This is a genomic window from Qipengyuania marisflavi, from assembly GCF_005884405.1.
In the GTDB taxonomy this organism is placed as follows: Bacteria; Pseudomonadota; Alphaproteobacteria; order Sphingomonadales; family Sphingomonadaceae; genus Qipengyuania; species Qipengyuania marisflavi.
Genome location: NZ_VCAO01000001.1, coordinates 823,334 through 839,681 on the forward strand (window position 1 = coordinate 823,334; position 16,348 = coordinate 839,681).

The window sequence follows — 16,348 nt, forward strand, 5'->3', positions numbered from 1 at the left end:
ATCAATTCCCCCACGGTGCAAGTTGCACAGTCAGTGTGAGTAGAGCGCGAACGTCACCGCGGCGCGTTGCCAGCGGTGCCCGCTCAAGCGGTGCGGCGATAAAGGCCTCGACCGAGGCACGGTTTCCCAAAGTTGCCCGCGCGCCGCCGCCAATCGACGTCAGCGTCTGCGGATCGCCCGCAACATTCTTGGTGTAAGTGCCGATATGATCGACGAATGCGAACGGCTGGATCGCAATCCCGCCCCGGCTTTCCGGCATCAGCGAGCCATAGGCAATTTCCGCCTGCACGCCATAACCGCTGTCGCCAATCACCGCGCCTGGATCGTAACCGCGCCCGACAGTGTAATTGCCGCCTGATATCTGCTCATACCCCAGCAGGGCATCGGGCGAATATTGCGCGCGTGGACGCAGCGAGAATCGGAGCAACGGCGTTGGCCGGAAATCCATGCTGGCCTGAGCGCGCAGCACAAAGCCAGCCGGGTCGGCATCAAGTCGGCTGAGCGGAACCACGCCCGGCTGCTGACAGGCGATAAAGGCGGGGCCGCAGGAATCGCTGGCACCCAGAATGCCCACGCCCTGGCGAATTTCGACCGATCCGCCAAACGCCATGCGCGGTTCGAACACGCTGTAACCATCGCGGCCCACCAGGCTGGCACGGTCGATCGTATTCAGCTCTGCACGCAGGAAGCCCACCCGCAGCTTGTCCTGCGACAGCGGCAGACCTGAAAAGTCGATAGTCTGGTCGATCAGGTCAAAACCGCCGGTCACCAGCACATTGCGGGTCTGGGTACGCAGCACGGGATAGGATGCAAAGATACCGGCCACCAATGTGTCCGACGTAAACGGATCGGGGCCGGGGAGATCGGGATGGGTCCACGCCATTGTGACACCGCCGCCAAAGGTCAGCCCTTCGCCGCCAACACGGAACAAATGGCTTGCCTGAACCACCTGCTGTTCCTTGGGATCGGCAGTCATAAAACCGCTGATCGTGGTTTCATCACCCAGCCCCGTGAGGCCGTTAAAGCGCGCGCGCAGCAGGCCGCCAAACCGCCCGACATCGCGTGAACCGAAGTTCTGCACATTCACATCGGCATAGACCGGCGTGCGCACCACATTCACCACGCCCACCACATCACCTGCCACTACAGCGGCGCCCGGCCCTTCGTCGCGCGGCGCGGGCCGCAGCGTCAACCGGACATCCAGCCCCGGAATATCGCGCGCCAGCAACAGATAGCGTTCGGCATCATTGATGTTGAACACCGGCGCGCCGACCAGTTTGTCGAGATATTTCTTCAGCGCATATTCGGATGGCCCGGCATCGCCGCGCACCTGCACGGCGGTCATCCGCGCCAGCACCGCATCCAGATCGACAACGCCGTCCTCGATGCTTTGCACCGGGATCTGGACCGACGCGAGATAGCCTGCGCGGCGCAGCGCAGTCGCCGCCCGATCGCGGATTTCGCACACGGCGGCCACGGGTAAAGTCTGGCCCGTCATATCGGCATAGCTGGCGGTAACCAGTGCGGGATCAACAGCCTCAAGCCCGCTGAAACGGGCTTCGCGGAAAGTGAAACTGATGTCGGCAAATTGCGGATCGGCCAGCGGGCACGGCGCGCGTTCGATTCCGTCTTCCACTGACAGCGGCTGCGCAGGCGCACGCAATTGCTGGTCCAGCTGCTCGCGCTGCACCTCTTCGCGCGTCGGCGGTTGCACAGACTGCGCCGCTGCGGGTGCGGCAGCCAGCATGGTCCCGGCCAGCAGGATTGCACTCACACTGCGGCAAGCCGGAAAGGATCGGACATTCATTGTCATTATCGTGCTTCTCTTTGTCATTCGCCAACCTGCGCCAGCGCCAGTGTTCCAGCAGCTTCCACAGCCGCCGTCGCGGTCGATTTGGCCAGCAGCATCCGTTCGGCATCACCGATGATGGCGAACCCGCCCCAATAGAACGGGTGCGACGTGATCGCCTGATCCATCAGGGCAAACTGCGATTCCCGCAGCGCCTGCCCCACCGGCTTGGCCTCGCCAGCGCGGAACATGCCGTTCATCAGACGCTGGGTGGCGTCATACTCGTCCGGCGCGGGCCAGTGGCTGGCCATGACCGAACGGCCACCGGCACCGATGAAGGAGCGTACCAGACCATCCAACGCAGTGCCGCCGCCGCTGCCGACACCGGCGTCGCGCGTGGCCTCGATGCTGGCCTTGCCCGCCGTGTCACAGGCCGACAGGATCACCAGATCGGCATCCAGATTGAGGTCGAAAATCTCGCGGAAGCTGAGCAGTCCGTCGGACCCTTCGCCGCCGAACGATGTCAGCAGCGCCGGGCGTGACGGGCATGGCGGCGCAGGGGGCGTAACCAGCCCATGCGTGGCGAAATGGAGCACCCGGTAGTCGGCGATGTCGTCCATCGCGACGATCTGCTGATCGGTAAATTCCGCCCCCGTGATGATCCGTGAACGGCCTTCACCAACAATCCCGCGCGCCACATTCAGCTCTGCCGGGTCAATCGGCCGGTTCCATTCAGCGGCAGTCCAATGGCAACGCTCTGCCCCGCCTTCCAGCATCGCCTGTATCGCCGGTGATGGTGCTGAACCAACCGGCGTATTGTCGCCAAAGCCCAGATATTCGCGGGTGGCGGCAGACGGGCTGGACGCGCGCGCATCGACAAAAGCCTGCGCCGATACCGCCGTGCTGACGCGCAGGTCGCGGGCGAGCCAATTGACGCCGGTGAAATCATAGGGGTCGCTGCCCGATACCGCGCTGCGTGCCTGATACTTAGCCACCGAGGCGTCGTCCGCCACCAGAATATCGATCGGCAAACGCAGCATCGCGCCATCGGGTTCAAACACCAGATGCTGCACCTTGGCGAGCCGGTCTGCCACCGGGCCAAACAGGCTGACATACAGCTCGCGCGCGGCCTCGATGTCATAGGGATAGGTCAGATATTGCCCATCTTCATAGGCCGAGATCGAGTAGCGCAGCAGATCAACTTTGAGGTCGAGCTCTTCCTCATCCAGATCTAGGCGATAGGCTTTCGCGCCCTCGCTATCGGCGAAAAATACGAACGGCCGCCCGGCCACCATTGCCAGCCGGACATAGGCCTCACCCGGACCCAGTGTCTTGCGGAAGTCTTCCAGCGCCAGCGAACGGGGTGCGACCACCCGGTATTCGGGGAATTGCGCGAGCCGCGCCTGCGTCTGCAATTGTTCGCTTTCCAGCACGGCAATCTCGTCAGCCAGATTGGCGCGGACCAGCTTGAGGTCGCCGGTCTGCTCGATCTTGCCCAGAGCGATGGCACGGATGCGGCGGCGCTCGATATCGCGTGACAGATCGTTCGACTGGCGGAACAGGCGCGATGCCTCGTCGGAACGCGCGCTCAGCTCGCGCGCCAGAATGGCCTGCGTTTCCGCCACGCCGGGCCGGACCAGCACCTGTGTCGCGGCAAAGAAATCGGCGGCGGCTTCGGGATCGCTTTCCACCCGCTCTGCCAGATATTGGAAATAGGGTGCCAGCTGGTTGGCAAAGCCGGTGGCGGCATTGGTCCGGCCCACCGCACGCGCAATCACCTCGTGGTAAATCGTGTTGGCTTCGTCCTCACCGCCCGACCGCAGCAGCAATGCCGCCAGCCGCGCCTTGGCACCAGCCTGCGCCTTGCGTTCGGGATATTGCGCCTCCAGAATATCGACGGCATTCCGCAGATACAGTGTCGCATCGCCGATATCGCCGCGCGATTCCGCAATCGCCGACAGCTCGCCCAGCACCTGCGCGCGCAACCGTGCAATCGACGTCACCCGGCCATCGCGCACTGCCACCGCCTGCGACCAGGCATCGAGCAGCGCCGTGCGAGCCTCATCGTTGCGCCCCTCCAGCCGCAGCGCCGTGCCCAGCAATTGCAACGCCTGCGCGTCGATGATCTGTGCGCGTTCCATCTCGCTCAGCTTCAGCTCGTCGACATAGCCCAGCAGACTGCCATCGCCCTGCGCGCTGTTCAGGCGGCTGGAGATCGGGATGCTGATTTCAAGCCTCTCGATCAGCGCCTGTGCATCGGGCAGCGTCATCGCCAGCTTGCGGTCCAGCCGCTGAACCGCTGCCTCAGGCGCATTCTGGTTGAGGAAATGGATTGCTTCAAAATTGCGCTGCAACCGTGCGGTGATGGGGTCTTGTGCGGTCAGTTCGGCAGCTTCGATAAACAGCCGGTCTGCCTCGGCAAAATCGCCCAAATTGCTTTTCTGCAAGGCGCGGTTGACCAGAAATTCGCCCGCATCGACGCCGCTGTCCTCATCACCCGAGAGGCGATCCTGTAAAGTCTCGAAATAGGCAGAGGCTTCGGCATATTCACCGCCCAGATTGCGGCGATACCCCTCGGCCAGCGCCTGTCCCGGCTCCAGCGTCTGCGCCTGAATGCGCGCGAAGGACAGCGAGTCGGTGATCGAGGTGGTGGCAATCGTCACTTCGCCTTCGACGATCCGGTTCGCCAAGATCGATTTCAGCGCCAGCATGGTGGCGCTGTCATAGGCGGCGAAGCCTTCGGCCAGATATGTCGTGTCGCCGCGGTCCAGCTGCACTAGGCTCCATGCCAATTCGGTCCCGGTAACCTGACAGACGCGCGCCTGAGCGCCGGCAATTGCAGCGCTTGCGGTGGCCGCAGCGGTGCAGCTGACCGGCTCCCGCCGATGCGGGGCAATTAGTGCGACCGGATCTGCACCCACAGCGGCACCTCGGGTGCGGTCAAAGGCGTAAATGGTGGCAACCGGGCTGGCCGAATCGCGGCAGACCACTGCCCATGCGCGGTCGAACATTGTCAGGCGTGCCGGGTTGCTAATGCTGCGATCCTGCACCTGGCAAAGGATCTCGCCGCCTGCGCCGATGGGGAAGGAATCGCGCAGCAGGACTGGACGCTCCTGCCCGCTGGCAAGCGGAGCGGTAGCGGCAGCTATCACCGCCAGAAGACCCGCCGAAACTCTTGCAAAACCGATCATGCCAAACCCCCAGCACCGCATTCCCGGCAGGCACAGAATGACCTGCCAATTCGTAGCTGCAACCCGAATTCTTTATGTTTTAGATAGTTGCGTCCGACCCTTGTCGGCGAGGCTTACACCGGACTGAGAAAATATTCGAGTCCGGGAGGGAGATTTTTACGGCGCAGCCTGATCGCCGAAACCCTCCCAGCGGATCGCTTCAGCCAATGGCGCGCGCGCGACGGTGAAATTGTTCACCGGGGCGGCGGTGTCGCGGTGGCCGATTGCCATGCCGCAAAAGAACACATGATCATCGGGAATATCGACCAGTTCGCGCACTTGCGGCGCATAGACCGCCCACGCCTCCTGCGCACAGCTGTCCAGCCCTTCCTCGCGCAGCAACAGCATGATTGTCTGCAGCCACATCCCCATGTCCGACCATTGCGGCGGCCCCATATATCTGGGCGTGTGGACCAGCATCAGCACTGGCGCGCCGAACGCGCGGAAGTTCTGCGCAAACCACATCAACCGCTGCGCCTTGTCTTCGCGGGTGATGCCCAGCGCCGCGTACATATCCTCGCCCACGCCGAAGCGGCGGTCTTCGTAAGCGCCCTCCAGACCCTCGGGATATATGTCATATTCGGGTTTGAGCGCAGCGCGCCCCTTGGGAAATTCCAGCGCCACCCGGTCGAACAGCGCCTGCATCGGCTCGCCGGTCAGCAAGATCGCATTCCACGGCTGGACATTGCCCCCCGAAGGCGAACGCTGCGCCTTTTTGAGTACGCGGGTAAGCGTGTCGCGATCGACCGGCTGGTCGGTGAAAGCACGGACGGAGCGGCGGGTTTGGACGGCTTCGGTGGGGGTCATTTTCTTCCCAACAAGTTTCTTAGGCGCTCTCGAAATGGCAATTGTCGTGGATCTTCCGGAACGTCTTCCAATAACTCGGACTTTTCTGCGAGATGCAACGCGCGGATAGCCTCTTCACGCGGTTCGGAGGTGATGTCGACGATCGTAAGTACGGGGAGAGGCACAGTGGGGTGAAACGCGCACAAGCGCGCATGGAAAAAAACTTCACAGAGCGGCTCATTCTCATGCCAAGTGGTCATAACGAAACGCTCGTCCGGCACTTCGCCATACTCAAAGCGTCGAAGTTTCGCATGATCGACACTATCGTCCCAGGTGACGCATTTTTCGCCCCAAGCCATCATGTAGAGACAGCCGGAGTCGACAATCCAATCGCTCACTTTATCCTGCCAGCGCGCCTCAACTTCCTGCGCTATCAATACGATTATTCGGCGCGGTTCACTCGAAATTGTTGGCAAAGTAGAGCCCGAAGGCAAGTGGACGTACTCCACGCGCTCGGAAGTCACCCCTCCACCTCGAACAGGCCCGCAAGCTGCTCGATAATCGTGCCGCCGAGCTGTTCCACGTCCATGATCGTCACCGCGCGCTTGTAGTAGCGGGTGACGTCGTGGCCGATGCCGATGGCCACCAGCTGGACGGGGGACTGGTTCTCGATCCACCCGATCACCTTGCGCAGATGCTGTTCCAGATAGCCTGCGGTGTTCACGCTCAGCGTCGAATCATCGACCGGTGCGCCGTCAGAAATCACCATCAGGATACGGCGGTCCTCGGTGCGGGAGAGCAGGCGGGTGTGCGCCCACAACAGCGCCTCGCCGTCGATGTTTTCCTTGAGCAGCCCTTCGCGCATCATCAGGCCAAGATTGCGTCGCGCACGGCGCCACGGCTCATCCGCCTTCTTGTAAACAATATGGCGCAAATCGTTGAGGCGGCCGGGCGTTTCAGGGCGTCCATTGGCCAGCCAGCTTTCGCGGGATTGGCCACCTTTCCAAGCGCGGGTGGTGAAGCCAAGGATTTCGGTCTTCACGCCGCAGCGTTCCAGCGTGCGCGCCAGAATGTCCGCGCTGATGGCGGCGATGCTGATCGGACGGCCGCGCATTGAACCGGAATTGTCGATCAACAGCGTAACCACCGTGTCCTTGAATTCGGTATCGCGTTCATTCTTGTAGCTGAGTGAATGGCCGGGGCTGATCACCACGCGCGCCAGCCGCGCTGCGTCCAGCAGCCCCTCTTCCTGATCGAAATCCCAGCTGCGGTTCTGCTGCGCCATCAGACGGCGTTGCAGCCGATTGGCGAGCCGGGTGACGATGCCCTGCAAACCCGCCAGCTGGCTATCCAGATAGGCGCGTAGCCGGTCCAGTTCTTCGACATCGCACAGCTCTTCCGCCGTGACGATCTCGTCGAATTTCTCGGTGTAGGTGGTGTAGTCGAAGCCGTCGGGAATATTGGTCCAGGCGCGGTTGGGGCGCACGGGCATCATGCCCTCCTCACCCTCGTCCGAGGGGTCGCCATCGGCCATTTCCTGCTCGCCGCCCTCCTCTTCCTCGCCTTCGCCGTCACCCTCGCCCTCGGTAACTTCGCCCGCCATTTCGGTGGTCTGCGGCTCGGCAGCGCCCTCGGCTTCGTCTTCGCCGTCTTCCTCGTTTTCGGGTGTTTCGCCGTCGTCCTCGTCGCCGTCCTCGCCATCGGCATTATCAGCGTCGGCGGGCTTGGTCAGATCGAGATGGCGCAGCATATCCAGCGCCAGGTGCTGGAACGCGCGCTGGTCACCCAGCCGGCCTGCCAAAGCTTCCATATCGGTGCCGGTTTTCGCGAGGATTTCGCTGCGCACCATGTCCACCCCGGCGCGCGCGCGCTTGGGCACAGGCTGTCCGGTCAGGGCTTCACGCAGCATCAGCGACAATGCGGTTGGCAGCGGCACTTGCGACGCATCTTCGGCGCGAGTGATTGGATCGCTGGCGGTGCGCAGATCGGTCGCGGCGTTCAAATTGTCGCGAATGCCGGAGAATCGCGTGGCGCCCACTGCCTCGTAACGGACCTGCTCGATCGCATCGTAACAAGCCCGCGCAATGGGTTCGGGCGGCGCGCCGCTATTGTGCAGACCCTCGCTATGATACCGCAGTTTCAGGGCAAAGCTGTCGGCAAAGCCGCGCGCCTCACGCGCTTGATCCGGCGGCAAGTTCCGGCCCGGCAGCGGGACGCGGAAATTCTTGCCCGCAGCCGACGGCGCATCCGCGCTCCACGCAACCTCAACCTCAGCCTCATGCGCAAGCGCGCGGCTGGCGCCGGTCAACGCCTGCTTGAAACGGTCGAGAGGGGTCTGGTCGGTCACTTAGCTGGTCGGGATCGACTGTCCGGTCTTGGCCCAATCGGCCATGAAACCGTCGATGCCCTTTTCGGTCAGGACGTGCTTGAACAGATCCTTGATCACCTTGGGCGGAGCGGTCATCACATCCGCACCGATCAGCGCGCTTTGCAGCACATGATTGGTGTGGCGGACACTGGCGACGAGGATTTCGGTGTCGAACAAATAATTGTCATAGATCGTGCGAATATCGCGGATCAGCTCCATCCCGTCGAAACCATTGTCATCATGCCGACCGACAAACGGGCTGACGAATGTTGCCCCGGCCTTGGCCGCCAGCAGCGCCTGATTGGCCGAGAAACACAGCGTCACATTGACCATTGTGCCGTCCGAAGTCAGCGCTTTGCAGGTTTTGAGCCCGTCAATCGTCAGCGGCACTTTGATGCAGACATTGTCCGCGATCTTGCGCAGCGTTTCGGCCTCTTTCATCATGGCCGCGTGATCCAGCGCGACGACTTCGGCGCTGACCGGGCCATCGACCAGGCCGCAGATTTCCCTGGTCACTTCCATGAAGTCACGGCCCGATTTGGCAATCAGGCTGGGATTGGTGGTCACGCCATCAAGCAAGCCGGTTTCGGCCATTTCCTTGATGTCGGCGATGTCGGCGGTGTCGACGAAGAATTTCATGTGTGGTCTCCGGGAGTGGGCGATTCCCGGAGAGCCTTAGCGGTCGTCGGCAAGCGCGGCTAGAGCCTCGCGCCTGTCCCGAATGCGCCGATGATCAACGGATCGCGCGTGGCCTGAGGATTGGCGCGGATCGCGGTTTCCTCGATGCCAATTTCGCGCCAGATGGTGTTGTCGATGCCGGATGCGATACGGGTGGCGACCTGCGGCACATCCACGCCGGTCAGCGCGGCGAGCGCTTGTCCAACCAATGGCTCCTTCGCCAGCCGCATGGCGGTGCCCAATTGCGGAACCATCACCTCGATCAGGCCCTGCCCCAATTCACCGCGCAGGAAGGATGTCGCTGCGGTCGGGCCGCCGCGTACCAGATCGATGGCATTGCGCACTCCGACGGTGCGAACCGCCTCGGTCACCATCGGCGCCGCGCGTTCCGCACCTTCATAGGCAATGCGGCCAAACGCGTTGTCGAGGCGGCTTTTGAACAGTGATGAGGTCAAAATGCGGCTCAGCACATCGCCCCGTGTGCCCAGCATATTGGCAAGGCCAAGCTGCCCTACCTGCTTGTCCCAGAACCCGTCCGACTGGAGCATCCGGCCAAACGCCCGGTCGCTAGACAAGAACAGCAGGCGCTGCACGGCATCGACCATGCTGAAACCGGGCAGACTGGCACAGCCGGGTAACGCCAGCAGGCTGCCTCCGGCAAAAATTCCGCCCAGAACAGCGCGGCGATGCGTAGTGTTTTCAAGAATTGCGGTCATAATTAGCGGCTCCTCACAGGTCCCACCCTTGTTTCGTCCGGCGCGCGCTGCCCATATGGTCACCGATGAACCGCGTGCGCTGCCTTATCCTCAATGCCGCCCTTGGCCCGCTCGATTACCGGGTGCCGGATGGCATGGAAGTGGAACCCGGGTCGGTGGTCGCCTGCCCACTGGGCCCGCGCACCGTTATCGGGATCGTCTGGGAAGCAAAACGGTTGCCCGGCACGGACGTTCCGGCAGAAAAGTTGCGACCCTTGCGCGAGGTGCTGCCCGTACCCGGCCTGCCCGCGCCGCTGCGGCGGCTGATCGAATGGACCGCGGACTATTATTGTGCCTCGCTAGCCAGCGTGGCGCGCATGGCGCTGAGTTCGGGCGGCGCGCTGAAAGGCCCCGCGACGATGACCGAATACCGCCTGTCGGGCGGCCTCCCCGAACGCATGACGCCGCAGCGGCAGGCAGCGATCGAGGCGCTGGAGGGCGAGCAAGCCAATATCCGCGAATTGTCCGGCATGGCGGGGGTGTCCGAGGGCGTGCTGCGCGGGCTGGTCAATCAGGGCGTGCTGGAGCCGGTGGAGGTTGATTGCGACCGCCCCTATGACCATGCCGACCCCGATTTTGCCCAGCCCGCTCTCTCGCCGCAACAGCGCGATGTCGCAGACCGTTTTATCGACGCCGTCAGCGCGCGCAAATTTGCGCCCTTCCTGCTCGACGGCGTGACTGGGTCGGGCAAAACTGAAACCTATTTTGAGCCCGTTGCCGAGGCGCTGCGGCTGGGCCGCCAAGTGCTGGTCCTGCTGCCCGAAATTGCGCTGACCGAGGCGTTTCTGGCGCGATTCGAGGCGCGCTTTGGCGCGGCACCGGTGCTGTGGCATTCCTCGCTCAAGTCGACCGAGCGCCGCCGCGCCTGGCGCGCCGTGGCTGGTGGCAGTGCGCAAGTGGTCGTCGGGGCACGTTCTGCCCTGTTCCTGCCCTTCGCGCGGCTGGGCCTGATCGTTGTCGATGAAGCGCATGAAGTTAGCTTCAAACAGGATGATGGTGTTCGGTACAATGCGCGCGACGTAGCGGTGATGCGTGCGCATTTCGAAGCTGCGCCGGTGATTCTGGCCAGTGCCACACCCGCACTGGAAAGCCTGCAAATGGCGGAAAGCGGGGTCTATACCCGCGTCGAATTGCCCAGCCGTTTTGGCGGCGCGCAGATGCCGGTCATCGGCACCATCGACCTGACCGAGGAAAAGCCCGGTGCGGGCCAGTGGCTGGCCCCCCGGCTGGTGGCAGGGATAGAGGAGCGGCTGGCGCGCGGCGAGCAATCGCTGCTGTTTCTCAACCGCCGCGGCTATGCGCCGCTGACGCTGTGCCGCAATTGCGGTTACCGATTCCAATGCCCCAATTGCAGCGCCTGGCTGGTCGAGCACCGCTTTTCCAAGCGGCTGGCCTGTCATCACTGCGGCCACGAAACCGCCCCGCCCGCAACCTGCCCCGATTGCGGAGAGCCGGACTGCATGGTCGCCTGCGGCCCGGGTGTGGAGCGCATCGCGGATGAAGTCGCCGAGCGCCTGCCTGAAGCGCGCGTGTTCGTCGCCACTTCCGACACGCTCAATTCCCCCGGACGCGCAGCAGAATTTATCGCCATGGTCGAAGCGGGGGCAATCGATGTCATTGTTGGCACGCAGCTGGTCACCAAGGGGTTCCACTTCCCCGAGCTGACACTGGTGGGCGTGGTCGATGCCGATCTGGGGCTGGAGGGCGGCGATCTGCGCGCGGGCGAGCGGACGTATCAGCAGGTTGCGCAGGTGGCGGGTCGTGCAGGACGCGGTTCGAAACCGGGCGAGGTGCTGATCCAGACCCGCCATCCTGAGGCCGCGGTGATTGCGGCGCTGGCGGCGGGCGACCGCGATGCCTTTTACGACGCCGAAACCGAAGGGCGGCGGCTGGCGGGTGCGCCGCCATTCGGACGCTGGGCGGCAATTATCGTATCGAGCGAAGACGATACCGAAGCGCGGATGGCCGCCAACCGGATTGGCGACACCCGCCCGCAGGTGGAGGATTGCATGATCCTTGGCCCCGCGCCCGCGCCGCTATCGCTGCTGCGCGGACGCTATCGCTATCGCCTGCTGATCAATGCGCGGCGCAGTGTGCAATTGCAGGACATTATCCGCAGCTGGCTGGGTGCGGTCCACCACCCGCCCGGTGTGCGCGTGGCAGTGGATATCGACCCCTACAGCTTCGTCTGATCCACCGGGACATCTGCGCGCGCGGCAGCCCGGCGGGTCCACCACGGCTTGACGATATTTCCGTGCTGTGCAGCTTTATAGACCAGCCACAGCCCAGCTGCCGTCGCCATGACCATCGCAACTGCCGAAGCTTCCAGCCCGAACGCGCCGCCCGAAATAATCTCCGGCCCCGAGACCTGCGCATCGACCAGTCCGTCAACCGCATTGCCCGAAACCGGCACGTCCCACAGATAACCCTGCACCACGTTCCAGCCAAAATGCAGCCCGATGGCAAGCCACAGATTGCGCGTCAGCATATAAGCGCCGCCCAGCAGCGTTCCCGCTTCCACTGCGATGGCGAAGGACGACAGCGTCGTGGCGTTGTCGTTTCCTGCATGCAGGAAACCAAAGATCAGCGAGCTGATCACCAGCGCAAACCAGCTGCCGCCAAATTGCTCAAGATAATGGAAGATAATCCCGCGAGCGATAATCTCTTCGAAGAAGGCGGCCTGAAAACCGGCGGCGAACAGCAGGAATGCCCAAGAGGTGCTGCCGCCCCATCCCGCAATGCTGTATCCGCCCAGCGCCGCCGTGACACCGACAATCGCCGTCATCAGCAGCCCGGCAAACACCAGCCCGCGCCAAAAATCCTTGCTGCGCCGGTCGAAGGGAAGGTCATCGCGCGGTTCTTCGCCAAGGCGGCGCACGAACAGCTTGTAAGTGATGATTGCGCCCAATGTCGCGATCAAAGCGAAGATCGCTTCGGCGGCATCTTCGGGAAATGCCTCCACGCCGATCTGAATGGCACCAAAGGACATCAGACCGACCACAATAATGATCGCCGCCAGCGCGATCACCATCGCCACAAGCGGAAAATCGACAATCTTGCGCCACCACGATTTGCGCGGCGGAGCAGTCGGTACAGTCTCGATATTATCCAATGCGAACCCTCCCTTGGCCGCGCCTTCTGCGGCAGGACAGCCGGCCGCGCAAGTCAGCTGGACGGGCCGCGTTCGCGCTTCAACAGTTCTTCCTTGATCGCCAGCCCGTAGGCATAGCCGCCCAGCGTCCCGTTATGCGCGATCACGCGGTGACAGGGGATCAGCACAGCGATGTTGTTTGCGCCATTTGCGCCGCCGACCGCGCGGCTGGCATTGGGATTGCCCAGCGCCGCCGCCAGATCGCCGTAGCTGCGCGTCTCGCCCGCCGGGATGCGGCGCAATTCCTGCCACACGCGCTGCTGGAACGCGGTGCCTTTGACGTCGAGCGGAATGTCCTGCCCGGTGCCCGGCTGCTCGACCGCCTGCGTGACCTGCTTGAACAAAGCGCGGAAGTCCTCACCGCCCTCGGTCAGTTCGGCATTGGGGAAGCGGCGCTCCAGATCGCTGCGGGCTTCATCAAAGGACAGGCAGCACACCCCCTTGTCCGTCGCCGCGACCAGCATCGCGCCCAGACTGGTATCGACCACTGAATAATGGATCGTCCGGCCCCGACCGCCATCGCGCCAATCGCTTGCACTCATGCCCAACCGTCCTTCCATGCCCTCGTAGAACCGTGAAGGCGCGCTATAGCCTGCCTCGTATATTGCATCGGTCACTCGCTCTTCTTCGGTCAACGCCGCACGCGCGCGTTCCTCTCGCAGTGCGCGGGCATAGGCGGCGGGTGACAAGCCCACCGCACGGGTAAAGATGCGTTGCAGATGTGTTGGCGAATAGCCTGTAGCGGTGCCCAAATGTTCAAGCGGGACCGGCCCAGCTGCATCGCGAAGGATCGCCAGCGACCGCAGCACAGCGGCCTCTTCGCGCGATTGCTGGTCGGGGGCGCAGCGTTTGCAGGCGCGCAGGCCCGCCGCCTCGGCATCGGCGGGGGTGGCGTAAAACCGCACATTTTCGCGGCGCGGCGCGCGGGCCGGGCATGACGGGCGGCAATAGATCCCGGTCGAATGCACCCCGGTCACGAACACCCCGTCAAAAGTGCGGTCCTTCGCCAGCGCGATTTCCCAGCGGTCGGCATCGGTCAGGCTGTGCGTGGTCATGGGTCGATCCTTCTATCTTGCAGCGCGTCTGGCAAGGTCTGCCTATGACAAAGCGGTGGAGGCGGCATCCCGGCGCTTGCGGTCAATGTCACCGCGCGGTTAAGGCTGCGCTGGATGACACGCCTCCTGATGCTTTGCGCCGCGATGCTGACCGTGCTGCTGCCTGTGCAGGCGGCTGCCGATCCGGCGGATATCAACGCCGCCGCGCGCGGTGTGGTGCGGGTGGTGATCATCGCCAGCGAAGACGGCACGCTGGTCCCGGTCAGCCACGGCACCGGCTTTGCCGTCACGCGCGACACGGTGGTCACCAACGCCCATGTGGTGCTGGATGCTGTGCAGGATCGCGAGTTGCGGATCGGGATTGTGTCCTCGGGCGGGCAAGAGTCGGTCTATGGCCGCATTCTGGCAGTTTCGCCGAAGAACGATCTGGCGCTGATCCGCATCACCGGGAAACTGCGCCTGCCGCCGCTGGCGCTGGCTGGCGGAGTGCCGCCAGAAAGCGGGGCTGTGACCAGCGTCGGTTATCCGATGAATGTCGACCGGGCGCAGGGGCTGGACCTCAGCGATATTTTCCGTTCTCAGCCACCGGTGAAAAGCCGCGGCTTTGTCTCGGGCACGCGGCCCAGCCGCCAGTTCGACACCATTCTGCACACCGCTCCCATTGCGCGCGGCAATTCAGGCGGGCCGCTGCTCGACGATTGTGGCCGGGTGGTCGGGGTAAACAGCTTTGGTGCCGACAATGAAGGCGGCGACGCGGAATTCTTCTTTGCCGTTTCCAACCGCGAACTGGCCCCATTCCTGCGCGCCAATGCAATCGAACCGCAGATCAATGAACAAGCCTGCCGCAGCCTGGCCGATCTTGACGATGCCGAACGCGCGCGGATCGAGCGTGAGCAGGCGGCGGTCCGGCAGGATCTGGCAGACCGCTCTGCCCTCACCCGCGCCAAGCGCGAACGTGCGCAACTGGAGGCCGAGCAATCGGTGGTGCTCGAACGCGAAGACCGCATGGCGCTGGCTTTCGTGCTGCTGCTGATCGCCTTCGGACTGGGACAATGGGCGCTGTCGCTGCATCGCGGCGCGGCCGAGCACCGCAAGAAAGCCCAGCTGATTGCAGGCGCGGCGGCGGTGTGTGTGCTGGCCGCGCTGGCCGCCTATCTGACGCGCCGCGGTCTTGACGAGATCGACCGCAGGGTGGCTGCTGCCATGCAGGAACACCCCGCCACTGGCACCGGCGCGGCAACCGGCCAGAGCGCCGACGCTGCGCTGACCTGCACGCTGGCCCCCGAACGCAGCCGCGTGACCAGCGCGCAAACGCAGGACATCAGTTTCGACTGGACTGCCGGCGGCTGCGTCAATGAGCGCACCCAATATGGCTTTGCGTCAGGCACCTGGTCACGCGTGCTGGTGCCCAATGACGAGGACGCGGTGTCGGTCAACAGTTTCGACCCCGACCGCCGCATCTTCCGCACCGAACGCTATCTGCTGCCCCGCGCCGCAATGGAACAGGCCCGCGCCGCCCGCGCGAAATATCAGGCCCCAAAATGCGGATCGGCTGACGCCTCGGCCAAATTGGGCGAGCTGCAATCCGAAGTGCTCAGCCAGCTCAAGCAGACGCCGAACGAGCGGCTGGTGTTTGAGTGCGGGGGTAGCGACTAAGCCGCCAGCGCCTCCCCGCTCAGCGTAATCCGGTGCATCACCCGCGCGTGTCCCTGATAGTCGTTCACGGCATTGTGCCACGTCGCACGGTTGTCCCAAATCGCGACGGAGCCCGGCTTCCAGATCACGCGGCATTGCACGTCCTCGCGCATCGCGGCGGCGAACAGCTCGCTTAGTAGCGGCAGGCTCTGCTCGCGCGTCTGGCTTTCGAAATGCAGCGTGAATGACGGATTGACGTATAGCAGCTGGCGGCCGGTTACAGGGTGCCGGATCACCACCGGATGTACTGCACCGGTCTGCATTCCCTGTCCGCGCAAATCGGCGCCCATGTCGGTGCCTGCGTAATAGCCTTCGGGCGAATAGATATGGTCCGCCGAATGCACCGCGCGCAGCCCGGCGACCTGCTCTTTTATATGCGGGGGAAGCGCATCATAGGCCGCGCCCATGCTGGCAAACAGCGTATCGCCGCCCTTGGGCGGGAGCGTGCGGGCCACCAGGATCGAGCCCATTGCCGGGATCTGGTCATAGGAGTGATCGGTGTGCCAACCGCCGCCGATATTGGTGGTCTGATCCTCTACCTTGCGGACGATCGCTATTTCGGGCCATTCGTCTTCCAGCGGGAAATAATTGTTGATGTCGATCCCGCCCCAGCGCCGCGCAAAGGCAATGTGCTGGTCAGGCGTTAAGTCCTGATCGCGCACCACTGCCACGCCGTGTTCGAAAACGGCCTGTTTGAGCGCCTCCAGCACCGCGCCATCAGCATCGGCCAAGGCCACATCGGTGATCTCAACCCCGCAGTTGGGGGCCAGCGGTGTCATCTCCATGCACACTCTCCTCTATATAGGGGCCACAATATCGCTATGGGCGAGCGAGTCCATTG

At 63.5% G+C, this 16,348-nt stretch carries 12 protein-coding genes; 2 read left to right on the forward strand and 10 right to left on the reverse strand.

The genetic code is table 11. From position 1 onward, the window contains the following. Position 1: 1 nt before the first annotated feature. From FEV51_RS03985 to FEV51_RS04015, 7 genes are all read right to left on the reverse strand, one after another. Complete coding sequence (locus tag FEV51_RS03985) at positions 2 to 1,813, reverse strand: ShlB/FhaC/HecB family hemolysin secretion/activation protein (protein ID WP_246034422.1); 1,812 nt, start codon at positions 1,811 to 1,813, stop codon at positions 2 to 4. 17 nt (positions 1,814 to 1,830) lie between these two features. Further along, complete coding sequence (locus FEV51_RS03990; RefSeq protein WP_138616067.1) at positions 1,831 to 4,980, reverse strand: CHAT domain-containing protein; 3,150 nt, start codon at positions 4,978 to 4,980, stop codon at positions 1,831 to 1,833. 156 nt (positions 4,981 to 5,136) lie between these two features. Next, positions 5,137 to 5,826 carry a nitroreductase gene (locus tag FEV51_RS03995; protein ID WP_138616069.1) on the reverse strand — a complete coding sequence of 230 codons (690 nt, stop codon included), beginning with the start codon at positions 5,824 to 5,826 and terminating at the stop codon, positions 5,137 to 5,139. Continuing rightward, on the reverse strand, positions 5,823 to 6,314 hold the full coding sequence (locus tag FEV51_RS04000; RefSeq protein ID WP_138616071.1) for a DUF7684 family protein: 492 nt from the start codon (positions 6,312 to 6,314) through the stop codon (positions 5,823 to 5,825). The genes FEV51_RS03995 and FEV51_RS04000 overlap by 4 nt, the downstream gene beginning before the upstream one ends. Before the next feature lie 11 nt (positions 6,315 to 6,325). After that, positions 6,326 to 8,152, reverse strand: coding sequence for a cobaltochelatase subunit CobT (cobT, locus tag FEV51_RS04005; protein WP_138616073.1), 1,827 nt, complete (start codon positions 8,150 to 8,152; stop codon positions 6,326 to 6,328). Then, positions 8,153 to 8,812, reverse strand: a complete 660-nt coding sequence (gene fsa / locus FEV51_RS04010) for a fructose-6-phosphate aldolase (protein WP_138616075.1) — start codon at positions 8,810 to 8,812, stop codon at positions 8,153 to 8,155. Between the two features lie 59 nt (positions 8,813 to 8,871). Continuing rightward, a complete protein-coding gene (locus FEV51_RS04015) occupies positions 8,872 to 9,567 on the reverse strand; it encodes a DUF4197 family protein (protein WP_138616077.1) in 696 nt (231 codons plus the stop codon). Between the two features lie 65 nt (positions 9,568 to 9,632). On the opposite strand from FEV51_RS04015, the gene FEV51_RS04020 reads away from it, so the two are divergent. After that, positions 9,633 to 11,798, forward strand: a complete 2,166-nt coding sequence (locus FEV51_RS04020; RefSeq protein WP_138616079.1) for a primosomal protein N' — start codon at positions 9,633 to 9,635, stop codon at positions 11,796 to 11,798. Here the strand turns inward: FEV51_RS04020 and FEV51_RS04025 are convergent. Then, positions 11,783 to 12,718 carry a CPBP family intramembrane glutamic endopeptidase gene (locus FEV51_RS04025; protein ID WP_138616081.1) on the reverse strand — a complete coding sequence of 312 codons (936 nt, stop codon included), beginning with the start codon at positions 12,716 to 12,718 and terminating at the stop codon, positions 11,783 to 11,785. The genes FEV51_RS04020 and FEV51_RS04025 overlap by 16 nt on opposite strands. Positions 12,719 to 12,771: 53 nt before the next feature. Continuing rightward, positions 12,772 to 13,812: a bifunctional transcriptional activator/DNA repair enzyme AdaA gene (locus FEV51_RS04030; protein ID WP_138616083.1), complete on the reverse strand. Its 1,041-nt coding sequence runs from the start codon at positions 13,810 to 13,812 to the stop codon at positions 12,772 to 12,774. Between the two features lie 114 nt (positions 13,813 to 13,926). On the opposite strand from FEV51_RS04030, the gene FEV51_RS04035 reads away from it, so the two are divergent. After that, entirely contained in the window at positions 13,927 to 15,468 is a 1,542-nt protein-coding gene (locus FEV51_RS04035) for a S1 family peptidase (RefSeq protein WP_138616085.1), read from the forward strand. On the opposite strand, the gene FEV51_RS04040 is transcribed toward FEV51_RS04035, so the two are convergent. Continuing rightward, positions 15,465 to 16,292: a TauD/TfdA dioxygenase family protein gene (locus FEV51_RS04040; RefSeq protein WP_138616086.1), complete on the reverse strand. Its 828-nt coding sequence runs from the start codon at positions 16,290 to 16,292 to the stop codon at positions 15,465 to 15,467. The genes FEV51_RS04035 and FEV51_RS04040 overlap by 4 nt on opposite strands. Positions 16,293 to 16,348 lie beyond the last annotated feature (56 nt).